The sequence below is a fragment of the Pseudogemmobacter sonorensis genome (assembly GCF_042762395.1).
Classification (GTDB): domain Bacteria; phylum Pseudomonadota; class Alphaproteobacteria; order Rhodobacterales; family Rhodobacteraceae; genus Pseudogemmobacter; species Pseudogemmobacter sonorensis.
The window spans coordinates 1-15,459 of the sequence record NZ_JBEFZE010000039.1 but is presented as its reverse complement, the minus strand read 5'-3'; the positions used below and the strand labels follow the sequence as shown (position 1 = coordinate 15,459).

The following is a 15,459-nucleotide window of genomic DNA, read 5'->3' as shown; positions in this document are numbered from 1 at the left end:
CCCCCTCCCCCCCCCCCCCCCCCCCCCCCCCCCCCCCCCCCCCCCCCCCCCCCCGGGCCGACACAGCCCCCGCCCCGCCGCCCCGCCGGGCAAGGACCGCAAATGACCGCTCTCGCCCTGCGCCGGTTCGGCGTGATGATCCTGACCGCCTTCGTGCTGGCCTTCATCGTCTTCGCGCTTACCAATCTGAAGCCGAACCTGACCAAGCTCGCGAAATCCGAGGCCTCGGCCCGGATGACCGACGATCAGGTCGAAAGCTGGCTGGCCTCGAACGGCTTCACCCGGCCGATGTTCATGCGCTACGGCGAATGGCCGGGCATGGTGCCGGGCTGAACCGGAACCGATGCCGAGGGGCGCCCGACCGGGCGCTGCCGCAACCGCCTCCCGGCGGCCGAGACGGCACCCCGCCATTGCGGCCTCCCCCAGGGCGATCTGGGCTGGTCCACCGTCTTCAAGCAGCCGGTCTCCAAGGTGATCGCGCGCAGCCTCGGCCTGACCGGCTGGCTGATGCTGTGGGTCATGCTGGTGATAGTCTCTCTGACGCTGGGCGTGCTGGCGGGCGTGCGCGAGGGCTCGCGCACCGACCGGCTGCTCTCCAGCCTCGCCATCCTGACCACGGCGACGCCGGAATATGTCTCGGGCGTGGTGCTGGTCGCGATCTTCGCCTCGGCCACCGGCGGCCTCTCGCCCTGGCTGGCCGAGATGGGCTGGATCTCGGGCCGGACCCTGTTCCAGGGCACCGCGACCCGCGCGATGGAGCGGATCACCTTCTGGAACTTCGCCCTGCCGGTCCTGACCATCGCGCTCTATGGCATCGGCTATGTCGCGCGGATGACGCGGGCCTCGATGGCCGAGGTCATGGCGCAGCAATATATCCGCACCGCGCGGCTCAAGGGCCTGCGCTTTCGCGACGTGGTGCTGAAACATGCGCTCCGCACCGCGCTGATCGCCCCCTTCACGGCGATCATGCTGAAATTCCCCTGGCTGCTGAACGGCGTCGTCATCGTCGAGACATTGTTTAACTACAAGGGCTTCGGCTGGACGCTGGTCAGGCGGCAGGAAACAACGACATCCAGCTCCTCTTGGTCTCTTCGGTCGTGGTGGTGCTGGTGGTGCTGGTGGTGCTGGTGGTGCTGGTGGTGCTGGTGGTGCTGGTGGTGCTGGTGGTGCTGGTGGTGCTGGTGACGCAGCTCGTCTCCGACCGGGGCTATGTCAAACTTCCGAACCTCCGCATCCGGCTGGCTTAGGGGGACCTGGAAATGGAAACGTTTTCCTGGTTCGCGATCCTGCGGCGCCTCGCGCTTCAGTTCTGGCCGGTCTGGATCCTGCTCGGGCTGAGGCTTCGCACTCTCCCTCGGCTTTCGCCAAAGCCTCGGCCTCTACGGCAGGCTCTACGCCTCGCGCCCGGGCCGGATCGGCATGTTCAGGGTCTTCACCGCGCTCTGCGCCGATCTCGTTGCGACCCATGATCCGCTCGCCCCGATCGGGCGGGCCCGGAACGCCCTTCCCGGCACACCGGTCGCCGACGGCCACGAGGGCGCCTATCCCTGGTATCTGCTGGGCGCCGACAGCCTGGCGCGCGACGTCTTCTCGCGCATGGTCATGGGCGCGCACGACGTCCTCAAGATCGCCCCCGCCGCCACGCCCTTCGCCTTCATGATGGGGATCGTGCTGGACCCGCCTGCGGGCTATTTCGGCGGCCGCTGGGACGGCATCCTGTCCGTCCCGGCCAATCTGGCGCTGGCCTTCCCGGTGATCCTGCTCTTCTACCTGCTGGTCACGCCCGAGATCATCGAGACCGGCCTGCCAAGGGCCGTCGCCGCCATCCTCTTCCTGTTCCCGATCCTGTTCCTTCTGGTGCTGGTCGACAGCCGTTTCCGCAGGCAGAAGGGGCGGCGCGACCACTATGCGGCGCTGGTGCTGCTGATCGACTTCTCGGCCTGGTCATCGGCCTCAACCTCCTCGCCAACGGATTGCGCGAGGAAAGCCTCAAGGACTGACCATCCCCACCCCATTCTTCTTTCTTCTTTGCAAAAATATCCCACGGGGGTCCGGGGGTGTGAAACCCCCGGTCCAACGCCCCCCCTCTGCACCCGACGCCGCCGATCCTGAGCCCCCGCCGCCCGCCGCCGCCGAAGGAAACCGCCATGACCGCCCTCAGCCACCCGCCCGCCGCCGGGCTGCCCTTTCCAGACCCGCTGCCGCTGGAAAAGCCAGGTGCCGGGCGGGCTGTGCGCGCGGGACCTGTCGCCGATGCGCGAAATCCGCGACGGGCACCGGATCAGATGCCATCTGGCGCCCGGGATCCTGGAGGCGATGAGGCCGGTCATTGGTCTTGCCGCCGAGGAGCCGGATCTGGAAAATTCACGGCACCCCGGGCGGATATTCTGCCCCGGACCGCGGATCCGGCGGATTGCGCATGAGTTCCTGCGGGGAAGAAGGATGGGGGCGCTGCCCCCGTCCGCGCCTGGCGCGGACTCCCCCGGGATATTTTTGCAAAGAAGAAAGGGGGAAGAGGTTTGGTTGGACGGGCGGCGGCGGCGGGGAGGCTTTGGCGCCTGGGGGTTTCAGCCCAGGATCGCCTTCACATAGGCTTCGGTCTCGGCATAGGGCGGCACGCCGTCGTGTTTTTCGACCGCGCCCGGCCCGGCGTTATAGGCCGCCAGCGCCAGTTTCCAGTTGCCGAACTTGTCATACATCTGCTTGAGATAGCGCGCCCCGCCCTCAAGGTTCTGGCGCGGGTCGTGGATGTCCACGCCGAGCGCCTTCGCCGTTCCCGGCATCAGCTGCGCAAGCCCGGTCGCGCCCTTGTGGCTGACGGCGGTCGGGTTCCAGCCCGATTCGCGCTGGACGAGGCGGAGGAAGAGATCCTCGGGGATGCCGTGCTTGCGCGCCATCTCTTTCGCGACGTCCAGATATTCGCCCTTGTAGCGGCCGTTGTATTTCGGAACCACCTCGGCGCTGGCCGTGCCGCCGGACTTGTAGCTGGGGGTCAGCTTGACCGAGCCGGAATATTGCTTGGAGAGCTTGCCGTCGAGCAGCTTGCTCTGGCTCTCGAACACGGCGTTGCGCGACTTGCTCGATCCCGAGAGCACCAGGGCCTCGCCCAGGGCCGGAGAGGAGAGCAAGGAGAGGATGGCGAAAAAACCGATATGCCGCATCTGCAAGAAACCGCCCCGATCACCCGAAATCCCCGGGACTATACGGATCTGGCGCGGATTTTCCAGCCGGATTTCCTGCCCCCGGCGCCTTCGGGAAGGGGCTTTGCGCGATTTCGGGCCGAAACGGCGCGAAGGCCCCTCCCGAAAGTCTCTGGCGAAGGCGCCGGTTGCGGGGCGCCCGATGCGCGTCTATAGCGGGGGAAAGGCGCGGTCCGCCCCCTTCCCCCTGGCCTTGCGCCCCGGGGCCGGGGGCCGGGGCCGGGCGTCCGGCCCTTGCCGCTCGGCGGGCCACAACCACAGGCGGGGCCCAGAGGAGGCGCATCATGGCGGGATCGGTCAACAAGGTCATTCTCATCGGCAATCTGGGCCGCGACCCCGAGGTGCGCAGCTTTCCCAACGGCGGCAAGGTGGTGAACCTGCGCATCGCCACCTCCGAGACCTGGCGCGACCGCAACACCGGCGAGCGGCGCGAGCGCACCGAATGGCATTCGGTGGCGATCTTCTCGGAACCCCTGGGCAAGATCGCCGAGCAATATCTGCGCAAGGGCTCGACCGTCTATATCGAGGGCGCGCTGGAGACCCGGAAATGGCAGGACCAGTCCGGCCAGGACCGCTATTCGACCGAGGTCGTGCTGCGCCCCTTCTCGGGCAACCTGACCCTTCTGGGCGGGCGCGGCGAAGGCGGCGGGCGCAGCGAGGGCCCCTCGGACGATCGTTACGAGAGCTACGGCCAGGGCGACAGCTATGGCGGCGGGCGTGGCGGCGCGCAGGCTGGATCGTCGCAGGCTGGATCGTCGCAAGGCGGCGGGCGCTCGACCCTCGACGACGATATCCCGTTCTGAGCCGGGTCGTTTCGGGACCGACCTGCCCTTCGGGGAGGCGGATGATCGGGGTGCCGGGTGAGGGCCTTCAGGCCTTCGCATCGCCGGATCCGGGGACCTTGGGGATCTGCCCGGATCTGCGGGCCCAGTCTTTGCGGATCCCGGCTCCTTCAGCCGCCGACCCTTGCTCCCCGAACCTCGGTCCATGCAGTCCCCCATTGCGCATGGGAACGGACGCGCAGGGAATCGCGCGGACCCGTCGCCTCGCCCGATCCCCGGCCGGTCGCCCCTGGCAAACAAGCCGCGATCGGATGCCTTCCGGCGCGTCTCCGCATCCGCAGGTCGGCGCCGGGTCTTGACGGAGCCGACGGGGGGACCGCAAAGGGCCAGGTCACGACGAAACGCGCCTCTGGACCTCGGCCGGTTGCCATCCTATATCTCGGCCCAGGAATCCCGGTCGGACGGGGCTTTGCCAGACGGGCCCTGCGGCGCCTGAGGCCGCACCGCCCCGACGTCCCCTGCCACAGCCAAGGGCGGCGGCAAGGCCGACAGGACACCCGCCGGGCACCGCCCTCGCGCCAGCCCCGGTTTTCGATCAACCCTCGGCTTTCGGCCGACCCCGGCCCGGCGGATCGCCCGGGATCCGGGCCAGCGACCAAAGGAGACGCGCGATGGACACCGCCCCCCGATCCGACGATGCCGCCCGCCCGGACGAAGCCGAGGGCCTGCCGCTCATCCGCCCCTCCAGCGTCGACCATCCGCTCTACGACCAGGTGGTCGAGGCCTGCCGCTCGGTCTTCGACCCCGAGATCCCGGTGAACATCTACGACCTCGGCCTGGTCTACACGATCGAGATCGACGCCGAGAATGCGGTGAACATCACCATGTCGCTGACCGCCCCGGGCTGCCCCGTCGCGGGCGAGATGCCCGGCTGGGTCGCCGATGCGGTCGAGCCGCTGCCGGGCGTGAAACAGGTCGATGTCCACATGACCTTCGATCCGCCCTGGGGGATGGAGATGATGTCGGACGAGGCGCGGCTGGAACTGGGCTTCATGTAGGCGAAGGCCGGGGCGCGCCGCGTAGAGGCCCCGTCCGGCCCCCACCCCGGGGGCCCGCAAGTCCCTGCCATGCCGCCGCGCCACCCGTCCTCCGGGCAGCGGCCGCGCCCAGGATCCCGGCCGAGGACGGCCCCCCACCGCAAGGCGCCCCGACAAGCCGGTCCACCAAACCCCCGGCGGGCCCGACTTCCCGCCCCGGGCACAAGCACCGCTCGATGGCCGAAAGCTCAAGGCTCCGCCGCTCCCGCGAATGCGCAAGGAACAGAGCACTCCGCCCCACCCTTGCGCCAACGGTGCCGCCAGGAGGCAGATCGCGGGTGCCGCTCTCGCCAACCAACAGCCCTTGCCCCAACTCGCGCCCCCCAGCCACGGCCAACTTCCGCCGCCCGCCGCTGATTTCCCGCGCCAGCATCACGCCGCTTCGGCATCCGGCGACAGGTCCCGATCACGATGCGGGCAAAGCGCACACGCACGAGAGGCGGCTCCCGGGGGCCTCTTCCAACAGGCGCCCCAAAAGGCGCGGCACCGCATTGCAAAGCGAAAAACCGATCCGAAAACACTCGGAAAACCGCAAGTTTCCGGCCTAAAAACAAAGATCTAGGAAACATTTCACCCGCAATGCAGGCTCGACATGCTTTCCCGACGCCCCGCCAATCAACATCCCCGGATCGCCCCTGCCGCGCTGGCAAAACCGCCCCCCATGCCCGGCTCGAAACCCCGCCCCTTTCATCTTGGCCAAAATATCCCCGCCGGAGGCATCCGACCTCCCCCCCCCTCGAAGCCGCTGGAAATTCCACCTCACCCCGATCCCCGGCTTGAACCGATCGCCCGCAGGGATTACCTTTCCCACGCAAGAAGGATTTCTCCCATGTTCGGCATTCCCGGCAGATCCGCCGTCACCCTTACCCCCTCCGCCGCGCGGCAGATCGCCCGGCTGATGGCCCGCGATGGCTCCGAGGGGCTGCGCATCGGCGTCAAGAAGGGCGGCTGCGCTGGGATGGAATATACCATGGATTACGTGGCCGAGGTGAATCCGCTCGACGAGGTGGTCGAACAGGATGGCGCCCGGGTGCTGATCGCACCGATGGCGCAGATGTTCCTGATCGGGACCGAGATCGATTATGAGACCGACCTGCTCTCGGCCGGGTTCAAGTTCCGCAACCCGAATGTGGCCGAGGCCTGCGGCTGCGGCGAATCGATCAAGTTCAAGGACCAGCCCTCGGCCTGAGGGCGGGGACGGACCGGGGGCGCGAGAAGCGCCCCAAAAGCGCCCCCTGAAAGCAGATTCGGGAATTCCGCCCGAAAAACCCGTCCGGGACGCGCCATCGCGACATGCCGCGACGGCACATATGCGCATCGCCGTGCCCGGACCTGGGCAGCCCCCCTTTGCCACCGGCGGCAGCCCTTCCGGGGCAGCTTGTCCCATTGCGCGGGCGACCGGAATTTGTCATCCCTTCCTCCAGGCAAGAGGAGAGAACGGATGCAGAAGCTGGCCGCCGGAAACTGGAAGATGAACGGCACCAGAGCCGCCCTCGCCGAAGTCGACGCGCTGATCAGGGCCCATCCCGCCCCCGGCTGCGAGGTTCTGCTCGCCCCCCCGGCCACGCTGGTCGCGGCCATGGCCGAGCGGGCCGAGGGCAGCGCGCTGCGGATCGGCGGGCAGGATTGCCATGCGGCGGCCTCGGGCGCCCATACCGGCGACATCTCGGCGCCCATGCTGCGCGATGCCGGGGCGAGCCATGTCATCCTCGGCCATTCCGAGCGCCGCGCCGATCACGGCGAGACCGATGCGCAGATCCATGCCAAGGTGGGCGCCGCCTGGTCCGCCGGGCTGGTGGCGATCCTGTGCCTGGGCGAGACCGAGGCCGAGCGCGATGCGGGCCGGGCGCTTGAGGTGGTCGGCGCGCAGCTTGCCGCCTCGCTGCCCGATGGCGCCGGGGCCGAAAACACCGTCATCGCCTATGAGCCGGTCTGGGCCATCGGCACCGGCCGCACCCCCTCGCTGGCCGAGATCGGCGAGGTCCACGGCTTCCTGCGCCGCGCGCTGGCGGAACGGTTCGGGGCGCAGACCGCCGCGGCGATCCGGCTGCTTTACGGCGGATCGGTGAAACCCTCGAACGCCGGGGAGATCTTCGCGGTGGCGGATGTCGACGGCGCGCTGGTCGGCGGGGCAAGCCTGAAGGCCGCCGATTTCGGCGCCATCGTGGCGGCGCTCTCCGCCGCCTGACCTTCGCCAGCGGCCCGGACGGAGGCGGTTCGGCGCATCGCGCCAGGCCCGGAACCCAGAACCCGGAACCCAGAACCCAGGTGGAGTCGCGTGCAGCACAAGGCGGGCGCCGTCGGCTCCCCGGCCAAAGGTCGGGACGGATCGGCGCGCGCCTCCGGGGTCAGGGTGGAGCCGGGAGAAGGTTGCCGCAACCGGGCCGAATGCGGCAGCGAAAGGCCCCCTCGCCCCCGCCATCGAAAGGCCGAGGCCGTGTCAGGATCCGGCCTCCGGGACCGCGCAGGGGCGTATCCTTCCGCAAAACGGCTTGCCCCGCTGCCAGGGGCGGCGGGGGACGGAAATGCGTCGGGCGAAGGAATCGGGCGAAGGAACTTCGTGCCGCAACCTTGTCGGCCGACCTGTCGCGAGTCCCTGCTTCGACACCGCCCCGGCCCATGGCGGCAGGGCGGCGCCATCGGCTCGGACCCGCCAGGGACCGGATCGTATCCAACGCTCAGGCCCCCAACGCACAAAGGCTGGCGCGCGGGCGGCGCAGGGCGTAATCCTGAGCGGCATGAAGAGCCTCACGCAATCTCCGACCGCGCCGGATTTCGTCCAGAATCCCTATGCTTTCTACGAGTGCGCCCGCAAGGCCGGGCCGTTCTTCCACTGGCGGGACTACGACCTGGCCTGCACCGGCAATGCCGCCGCCGTCTCGGCGATCCTGCGCGACCGCCGCTTCGGGCGCGAGGTCCCGCCCGAGCTTGCCGCCCCGATCCCCGCCCATCAGGCGCCCTTCTACGCGGTCGAGGCCCATTCCATGCTGGAGCTGGAGCCGCCGCGCCACACGCGGCTGCGCAACCTGGTGCTGCGCGCCTTCACCTCGCGCCGGATCGTGGCGATGGCGCCCGAGATCGAGGCGCTTTGCACCGAGTTGATCGCCGCCTTTCCGCCCGGCGAATTCGACCTGCTGGAATGCTTCGGCCAGCCGCTGCCGGTGCGGATCATCGCGCGGCTTCTCGGCGTGCCCGAAACCATGGCGCCCGAGCTTCTGGCCTGGTCGAACGCCATGGTGGGGATGTATCAGGCCGGGCGCAGCCGGGCGATGGAAGAGGCGGCGGCCCGGGCGGCGCTGGAATTCTCGGCCTTCCTGCGCGGCTATGTCGAGGAACGGCGCGCAAGGCCCGCCGATGACCTGATCACCCAGTTGATCGCCGCGGAGGCCGAGGGCGAGCGGCTGTCGACTGACGAGTTGATCACAACCTGCATCCTGCTTCTGAACGCGGGCCACGAGGCGACGGTCCATACCATCGGCAACGGCGTGAAGCTGCTGCTGGAGCGCGGGACCCCGCCCGGGATGCTGGCGCCCGACCGGGTGGCGGGCACGGTCGAGGAGATCCTGCGCTTCGACCCGGCGCTGCATCTTTTCACCCGCTGGTGCTACGAGGAGGTCGAGGTCATGGGCCGGACCTTCCGGCGCGGCGAGCGGGTGGGGCTGCTTCTGGCCATGGCGAACCGCGATCCGGCGCTATGGGACCGGGCCGAGGAATTCCTGCCCGAACGGCCCGCGCGGCCCGCGCACAGCTTCGGCGCGGGCCTGCATTTCTGCGTCGGCGCGCCGCTGGCGCGGCTGGAGTTGCAGATCGCTTTGCCCGCGCTGTTCGCGGCCTGCCCGGATCTGCGGCTGGCCGCTGCGCCGGCATATGCCGATGTCTATCACTTCCACGGGCTGGAGCGGTTGATGCTGGCGCGGTGCGGCTGAGGCCGACTCGGGAGCAAAGGGAGGGGGCTCTGCCCCCTCGGCGCCTTTGGCGCCTCACCCCCGGGATATTTTTGCAAAGAAGAAAATGGGGGTTCGGGCTGGTGGGGGTCAGACGGGCAGGATCGTGGTGGATTTGATTTCCTCCATGCTCAGCAGCGCGGTGACATTGTAGATCCGCACCTCGGAAATCAGCGCCTGGTAGAAATCGTCATAGGCGCGGGCGTTGCGGACCCGGACCTTCAGGATATAGTCGATGTCGCCCGCCAGCCGATGGGCCTCAAGCACCTCGGGGCGTTCGCGCAGCGCCCTGAGGAAGCGGCGCTGCCAGTCGGCCTCATGTTCCGAGGTACGGATCAGGACGAAGAAACAGGCCTCCAGGCCGAGCGCCTCGGGGTCGAGGATCGCGGTCTGGCGGGTGATCACGCCCTGGTCCTTCATCCGCCGGATCCGGTTCCAGACCGGGGTCTTGGAAGAGCCCACCTTGCGCGCGATCTCGTCCAGCGACTGACTGGCGTCCTTTTGCAGTTCGGACAGGATTTTCCGGTCCAGATCATCCAGCGGGGCGGCCATTCCTGAAATCCATTGCATTGCGGAACCGGGTTCCAATCCGGCGCAGTATCGGAACGAACTTCCTTATCTGCAAGGGCATCTGGCCCGGAATGGGGAAAAAGTTCTACATAAGGGGCCTGAGAACAGGGTCAGCCATGATGTCGAACAGCCTTATCCCCCCTGCCCCCCTTCCGCCCGCCCCTTCCGAGGTGGTCTTCGTCGGCGCGGGCCCCGGCGCGGCCGAGCATCTGACGCTGGGCGCCCTGCGCGCGATCCAGGCGGCCGAGGTGGTGATCCACGACCGGCTGGTCGGACCCGAGGTGCTGGCGCTGATCCCGGCCGCGGCCCGGCGGATCGACGCGGGCAAGGAGGGTTTCGGCGCCTCGACCCCGCAGGCCACCATCAATGCGATCCTGGTCGCCGAGGCGCAGACGGGCGCGCGGGTGGTGCGGTTGAAGGGCGGCGACACCGCGATCTTCGGGCGGCTGGACGAGGAGATCGCCGCGCTGGAGACGGCCGGGCTTTCCTTCCGCATCCAGCCGGGCCTGACCTCGGCCAGCGTCGCCGCCGCCGCGATCGGGCAGAGCCTGACGAAACGGGGCCGCAACGCCGGGCTGCGCATCGTGACCGGCCACGACATGGCCGGTTTCGCCGAGCAGGACTGGCGCGGCCTGTCGCGCCCGGGCGAGGTGGCGGCGATCTACATGGGCAAGAAATCGGCCCGCTTCATCCAGGGGCGGCTGATGATTCATGGCGCCGATCCCGCGACGCCGGTGACGCTGGTCGAGAATGTCTCGCGCCCCGAGCAGCGGATCATGGGCTGTTGTCTGGCCGACCTGCCCGCCGCCGCCGCCCGGGCGGAGGGTCCCGCCGTCATCCTTCTCGGGCTGGCCCCGCGTGCCGCCCGCCCCGCCATTTACGGATTGCCCGGGTTCTCCGGGCTCAACGAGGCCCTGCCATGAGCCGCAAGTTCACCCCCAAGGTCGTCACCGCCAACCGCCTGCGCGAGGGCGATGTCGTCTATCTGACCGCCGACGACCGCTGGTCGCCGCATCACCACGAGGCCGAGCTGATCGAGGACGAGGCCCATGGCCAGATCCGCCTGCTGCATGCCAATGCGCAGAAGCTCGACATCGTCGGCGCCTATCTGGCCGATGCCCGCCCCGGCCCCCTGGGCCCCGAGCCGGTCCATTTCCGCGAGGCGTTCCGCACCCGCGGCCCGTCGAACTACAACCACGGCAAGCAGGCGGATCTCGGCCATGTATGATTACACCGATTTCGACGAGGCCTTCGTGCGCGAGCGGGTGGCCCAGTTCACCGCCCAGGTCGAGCGGCGCCTGGACGGCAGCCTGAGCGAGGAGGAATTCCGCCCGCTGCGGCTGATGAACGGGCTCTATCTGCAACTGCATGCCTATATGCTGCGGGTGGCGATTCCCTATGGCTCGCTCGATCCGTCGAAGATGCGCCAGCTCGCCCATATCGCCGAGACCTGGGACAAGGGCTACGGCCATTTCACCACGCGCCAGAACATCCAGTTCAACTGGCCGAAGCTGACCGACGTGCCCGCGATGCTGGACGCGCTGGCCGATGTGGGGATGCATGCGATCCAGACCTCGGGCAATTGCGTCAGGAACGTCACGGCGGACCATTTCGCCGGGGCCGCCGCCGACGAGGTCGCCGATCCCCGCCCCTGGGCCGAGCTTTTGCGCCAATGGTCGACCGACCATCCCGAATTCCAGTTCCTGCCGCGCAAGTTCAAGATCGCCATCACCGGGGCCGAGGCCGACCGCGCGGTGATCCGCGCCCATGACATCGGGCTTCAGGTGGTCAGGAACGCCAGGGGCGAGATCGGCTTCCGGGTGCTGGTGGGCGGCGGCCTTGGCCGCACGCCGCTGATCGGCATCACTGTGCGCGAGTTCCTGCCCGAGCCCGACCTGCTGCCCTATGTCGAGGCGGTGCTCTCGGTCTACAATACGCTCGGGCGTCGCGACAACAAATACAAGGCCCGCATCAAGATCACCATCCGCGAGATCGGCGAGGAGGCGCTGCGCGGCATGATCGAGGCGCGCTTCGAAGAATTGCGCCCCGAGTTCCATGGCGCCGACCAGGCCCTGCTGGGCGATATCCGCGCGGCTTTCGCCCCGCCCGCCTTCCGCAACGCGCCGGTGGACGGCTATGAGGCCTCCTTCAAGTCCGACCCCGTGTTCCGGTCCTGGGCCGAGACCAACCTGGCGCCGCATCGCAACGACCAATATGCGATCGTCACCATCTCGACCAAGGCGCATGGCCGGACGCCGGGGGATGCGACCTCGGAGCAGATGCGGGTGATCGCCGATCTGGCCGAACGCTTCGGCCATGGCGATATCCGCATCAGCCATGAGCAGAACGTGATCCTGCCCCATGTCCACAAGGGCGATCTTCCGGCGGTGCATGCCGCGCTGCTGGCGGCGGATCTGGGCACGGCGAATGTGGGTCTGGTCTCGGACATCATCGCCTGCCCCGGCATGGATTACTGCGCGCTGGCCACCGCGCGCTCGATCCCCGTGGCGCAAGAGATCGCCACCCGGTTCAAGGCCCTGGATCTGGAGCATGAGATCGGCCCGCTGAAGATCAAGATCTCGGGCTGCATCAACGCCTGCGGCCACCACCATGTCGGCCATATCGGCATCCTCGGCCTCGACCGCGCGGGGGTCGAGAATTACCAGATCACCCTTGGCGGATCGGGCGCCGAGGATGCGGTGATCGGCGACAAGACCGGGCCCGGCTTTGCCTATGACCAGGTGGTCCCGGCGGTGGAGCGCATCCTGCGCGCCTATCTCGACCAGCGCGAGGGGCCGCAGGAAAGCTTCCTCGACGCCTTCCGGCGCCTTGGCATGGACCCGTTCAAGGCCGCGCTCTACGAGGCGGAAGGCAGCCGCGATGCCGCTTGACCTCAACAACCGCCCGGTCGCCGGGCGCGTGGCGGCGCTGAATGCGCGCTACCGGCACCATTCGGCCACCGCGGTTCTGGAACATGCGCTGAAGGATGCCGATCTGGGGCGGGTGGCGCTGATTTCGTCCTTCGGCGCGGAATCGGTGGTGCTGTTGCATCTGGTTTCGGTGATCGCGCCGGAGACGCCGGTGCTGTTCATCGACACGCGGATGCTGTTTCGCGAAACGCTCGACTATCAGCGCGAATTGGCGGAAAGCCTGAACCTGTGCGACATCCGCACCATTCGCGCCAATCCGGCGCGGATGGCCTTCGAGGACCCCGACGGCACCCTGCACCAGTTCAACACCGACGCCTGCTGCGCCCTGCGCAAGGTCGAGCCGCTGGAGCGCGCGCTGTCGAAATTCGATGGCTGGATCACCGGGCGCAAGCGGTTCCAGAATGCCGAGCGCGGCACGCTGGATTTCTTCGAGAACGAGGACGACCGCCGCATCAAGGTCAATCCCCTGGCCCATTGGGGGCGCGAGGATCTTGAGGAATACATGGTCAACAACCGCCTGCCCCGCCACCCGCTGGTGGCCAAGGGCTATCCCTCGATCGGCTGCGCGCCCTGCACCAGCCCGGTGAAACCCGGCGAGGATCCCCGCGCGGGCCGCTGGCGCGGCAGCCAGAAGACCGAATGCGGCATCCATTTCGTCAACGGCAAACCCGTGCGCAACAGGCAGGAGAACGCGGCATGAGCGTGATCGTCACCGACTCGGGCTTTGCCCCCGCCCCCGACCGCAGCCTGCCCGGCCTTGACAGCCTGTCCGATCCTGCCGGGATTGATGCCGCTCTCGATGCCGGGACCACCGAGATCGACCTGTCGAACACCGACGATCCGGCGGCGCTGATCCCGCATCTGGCGCGGTTGCGGCTGATCCGGGTGGCCTTTCCGGCCTTTTCCGACGGCCGCGCCTTCACCATCGCGCGACGTTTGCGCCTGGAAGGCTACCAGGGACGGCTTTTGGCCCTTGGCCCGGTGATCGCGGACCAGTATGCCATGCTGCGGCGCGTGGGCTTCGACGGGGCCGAGATCCCGGACGAGCTTGCCGCCCGCCAGCCGGAAGGGCAATGGAAGGCGCGCGCGGACTGGCGTGCGCATGACTACCAAAGCCGCCTGCGCGCCTGACCACAGCCGACAAGCCCGGCGCCCCCTGCCGGACGTGACCTCTCTGCCGCATCCCCGGGACCCGCGCGCCCCGCAGTCCGGGCCCCGGCAGACCGAACGAACGGAGCCGATCCATGACCGATGCCGCCGCCCCCTCCGCCGCCGCTGCCCCTGCCGCCGCCGTCGAGCGCCCCGCGAAACCGCATCTGCCCGATGCCCAGACCGTGACCAGCGTCCGGCACTGGACCGACAGCCTGTTTTCCTTCCGCGTCTCGCGCCCGCAGAGCCTGCGCTTCCGCTCGGGCGAATTCGTGATGATCGGCCTTCTGGGCGACAACGGCAAACCGCTGTTGCGGGCCTATTCCATCGCCTCGCCCGCCTGGGATGAAGAGCTGGAATTCTACTCGATCAAGGTGCCGGACGGCCCGCTGACCTCGAAGCTGCAGCATGTCAAGCCGGGCGACCAGATCATCCTGCGCCCCAAGCCCGTCGGCACGCTGGTCCATGACGCGCTGCTGCCGGGCAAGCGGATCTGGTTTCTGGCCACGGGCACCGGGCTTGCCCCCTTCGCCAGCCTGATGCGCGAGCCCGAGACCTACGAGAAATACGAACAGGTCATCATGATGCACACCTGCCGCACCCAGGACGAGCTGGAATACGGCCGGGTGCTGGTCGAAAGCCTCAAGGACGATCCGCTGATCGGCGAGTTGGTGGGCGACAAGCTGCTTTACTATCCGACCACCACCCGCGACGATTTCCACCGCAAGGGCCGCGTCACCGAGAACCTGCAATCCGGCAAGGTGTTCGAAGACCTCGGCCTGCCCCGGATGAACCCGGAAGAAGACCGCGCCATGGTCTGCGGCAGCCTTGCCTTCAACATCGACGTCAAGGAACTGCTGGAAGGCTTCGGCCTGCGCGAGGGCGCCAATTCCGACCCCAAGGAATTCGTGGTCGAAAAGGCCTTCGTCGGCGAAGGGGTCTGATCCCCCTGCCGGGCCGTCGGAGCACCCGGGAGCGGAAATCCGGCCATCGACGCCCCCGGGGCCGGAAAGCAAAACCGGAAACCAGGGCCGGAGTTAGGGCCGCCCCCGATGCCCCGCCTCGAACCGGGTCTTGAGAGAACCCCGGCCGAGGCCCCCCGGGAACCGGAAACCGGCCATAGCAAAAGGCCGCGCGGGATCGCTCCGCGCGGCCTTTTCGCTGTCTTCGGGCCCCATCCCCCGGCAACCCCGAGGGGGGAAGCGGCACGCAGAAGGGGCGGACGCCTCATCCTCGCGGCGCCAGCGGGCCTTGCCTGCGCTAAGATCCTGTCTGCGCAAAGATCCTGTCGGGCCCGATCCTGTCAGCCGATGCCGCCGCCCCGGCGCGCAAGGCGCGCGCCCGGGCGGCAACGGATCGGATCAGAGACCGAAGGCCGATTTCACCGCCTCGACCGCCGGAGCGACCAGCGCGGGATTGCTGCGCGCGGCCTCGACCGTGCCCTTGATCGTGGTCTTGATGCCTTCGTCCAGCGACGAGGCGTCGATTGCCGAGATGATCGCATCGGCATTGAAATTGGTCGGGTCGAGCAGGCCCGCGATGCCATCGGTGGTCGAGGTGACGGCTTCGGCGGCGGCGGCGGCGGCGTCGCTCGCGGCTTCGACAGCGCCGGTGGCGGCCTCGGTCGCGGTTTCGGTCGCGGCCTCGACGGCGGCACCGGCGGCGTCGGTGGCGGCTTCGACGGCTTCCTCGGCGGCTTCCGTGGCGGCATCGGCGGCGGCGGCGGCCTCTTCGACGGCCTCGGTCACGGCTTCCTCGGCGGCTTCCGCAGCGGCGGCGGCCTCGGC

The 15,459-nt window shown here is 68.7% G+C and carries 15 protein-coding genes and 1 pseudogene; 13 read left to right on the top strand and 3 right to left on the bottom strand.

What is annotated here, in order from left to right; translation table 11 throughout:
* Window positions 1-102: 102 nt before the first annotated feature.
* Window positions 103-1,247 (top strand): annotated as a pseudogene (locus tag ABNX41_RS19165) (ABC transporter permease).
* Window positions 1,248-1,419: 172 nt separating this feature from the next.
* Window positions 1,420-2,112, top strand: coding sequence for a hypothetical protein (locus ABNX41_RS19160; RefSeq protein ID WP_438671301.1), 693 nt, complete (start codon window positions 1,420-1,422; stop codon window positions 2,110-2,112).
* A 455-nt stretch (window positions 2,113-2,567) separates the two neighbouring features.
* Here ABNX41_RS19160 and ABNX41_RS19155 read toward each other — a convergent pair whose 3' ends face one another.
* A complete protein-coding gene (locus tag ABNX41_RS19155; RefSeq protein WP_438671300.1) occupies window positions 2,568-3,161 on the bottom strand; it encodes a lytic transglycosylase domain-containing protein in 594 nt (197 codons plus the stop codon).
* 323 nt (window positions 3,162-3,484) lie between these two features.
* Between ABNX41_RS19155 and ssb the strand changes: the two genes are divergently transcribed.
* The 5 genes from ssb to ABNX41_RS19130 all read left to right on the top strand — a co-directional run bounded on the left by ssb (window position 3,485) and on the right by ABNX41_RS19130 (window position 9,005).
* A complete protein-coding gene (gene ssb, locus ABNX41_RS19150; RefSeq protein WP_438671299.1) occupies window positions 3,485-4,003 on the top strand; it encodes a single-stranded DNA-binding protein in 519 nt (172 codons plus the stop codon).
* A gap of 650 nt (window positions 4,004-4,653) precedes the next feature.
* On the top strand, window positions 4,654-5,040 hold the full coding sequence (locus ABNX41_RS19145) for an SUF system Fe-S cluster assembly protein (protein ID WP_438671298.1): 387 nt from the start codon (window positions 4,654-4,656) through the stop codon (window positions 5,038-5,040).
* Window positions 5,041-5,908: 868 nt separating this feature from the next.
* Window positions 5,909-6,268 carry a HesB/IscA family protein gene (locus ABNX41_RS19140; protein WP_438671297.1) on the top strand — a complete coding sequence of 120 codons (360 nt, stop codon included), beginning with the start codon at window positions 5,909-5,911 and terminating at the stop codon, window positions 6,266-6,268.
* 252 nt (window positions 6,269-6,520) lie between these two features.
* The gene (tpiA, locus tag ABNX41_RS19135; protein ID WP_438671296.1) at window positions 6,521-7,267 is read left to right on the top strand and encodes a triose-phosphate isomerase; all 747 of its coding nucleotides are present in this window, start codon (window positions 6,521-6,523) and stop codon (window positions 7,265-7,267) included.
* A 550-nt stretch (window positions 7,268-7,817) separates the two neighbouring features.
* The gene (locus ABNX41_RS19130; RefSeq protein WP_438671295.1) at window positions 7,818-9,005 is read left to right on the top strand and encodes a cytochrome P450; all 1,188 of its coding nucleotides are present in this window, start codon (window positions 7,818-7,820) and stop codon (window positions 9,003-9,005) included.
* A gap of 108 nt (window positions 9,006-9,113) precedes the next feature.
* On the opposite strand, the gene ABNX41_RS19125 is transcribed toward ABNX41_RS19130, so the two are convergent.
* A complete protein-coding gene (locus tag ABNX41_RS19125; protein ID WP_438671294.1) occupies window positions 9,114-9,575 on the bottom strand; it encodes an Lrp/AsnC family transcriptional regulator in 462 nt (153 codons plus the stop codon).
* Window positions 9,576-9,709: 134 nt separating this feature from the next.
* Between ABNX41_RS19125 and cobA the strand changes: the two genes are divergently transcribed.
* The 6 genes from cobA to ABNX41_RS19095 all read left to right on the top strand — a co-directional run bounded on the left by cobA (window position 9,710) and on the right by ABNX41_RS19095 (window position 14,616).
* Complete coding sequence (gene cobA, locus ABNX41_RS19120) at window positions 9,710-10,516, top strand: uroporphyrinogen-III C-methyltransferase (protein WP_438671293.1); 807 nt, start codon at window positions 9,710-9,712, stop codon at window positions 10,514-10,516.
* Complete coding sequence (locus ABNX41_RS19115; protein WP_438671292.1) at window positions 10,513-10,821, top strand: DUF2849 domain-containing protein; 309 nt, start codon at window positions 10,513-10,515, stop codon at window positions 10,819-10,821. The genes cobA and ABNX41_RS19115 overlap by 4 nt, the downstream gene beginning before the upstream one ends.
* Window positions 10,814-12,484, top strand: a complete 1,671-nt coding sequence (locus tag ABNX41_RS19110; protein WP_438671291.1) for a nitrite/sulfite reductase — start codon at window positions 10,814-10,816, stop codon at window positions 12,482-12,484. Before ABNX41_RS19115 ends, ABNX41_RS19110 begins: the two co-directional genes overlap by 8 nt.
* Window positions 12,474-13,223 carry a phosphoadenylyl-sulfate reductase gene (locus ABNX41_RS19105; protein WP_438671290.1) on the top strand — a complete coding sequence of 250 codons (750 nt, stop codon included), beginning with the start codon at window positions 12,474-12,476 and terminating at the stop codon, window positions 13,221-13,223. Before ABNX41_RS19110 ends, ABNX41_RS19105 begins: the two co-directional genes overlap by 11 nt.
* The gene (locus ABNX41_RS19100; protein WP_438671289.1) at window positions 13,220-13,654 is read left to right on the top strand and encodes a DUF934 domain-containing protein; all 435 of its coding nucleotides are present in this window, start codon (window positions 13,220-13,222) and stop codon (window positions 13,652-13,654) included. Before ABNX41_RS19105 ends, ABNX41_RS19100 begins: the two co-directional genes overlap by 4 nt.
* A gap of 113 nt (window positions 13,655-13,767) precedes the next feature.
* Window positions 13,768-14,616, top strand: coding sequence for a ferredoxin--NADP reductase (locus ABNX41_RS19095; RefSeq protein ID WP_438671288.1), 849 nt, complete (start codon window positions 13,768-13,770; stop codon window positions 14,614-14,616).
* Between the two features lie 417 nt (window positions 14,617-15,033).
* On the opposite strand, the gene ABNX41_RS19090 is transcribed toward ABNX41_RS19095, so the two are convergent.
* Window positions 15,034-15,459 (bottom strand): hypothetical protein (locus tag ABNX41_RS19090; protein WP_438671287.1); only part of this gene is annotated, 426 nt, incomplete at its 5' end.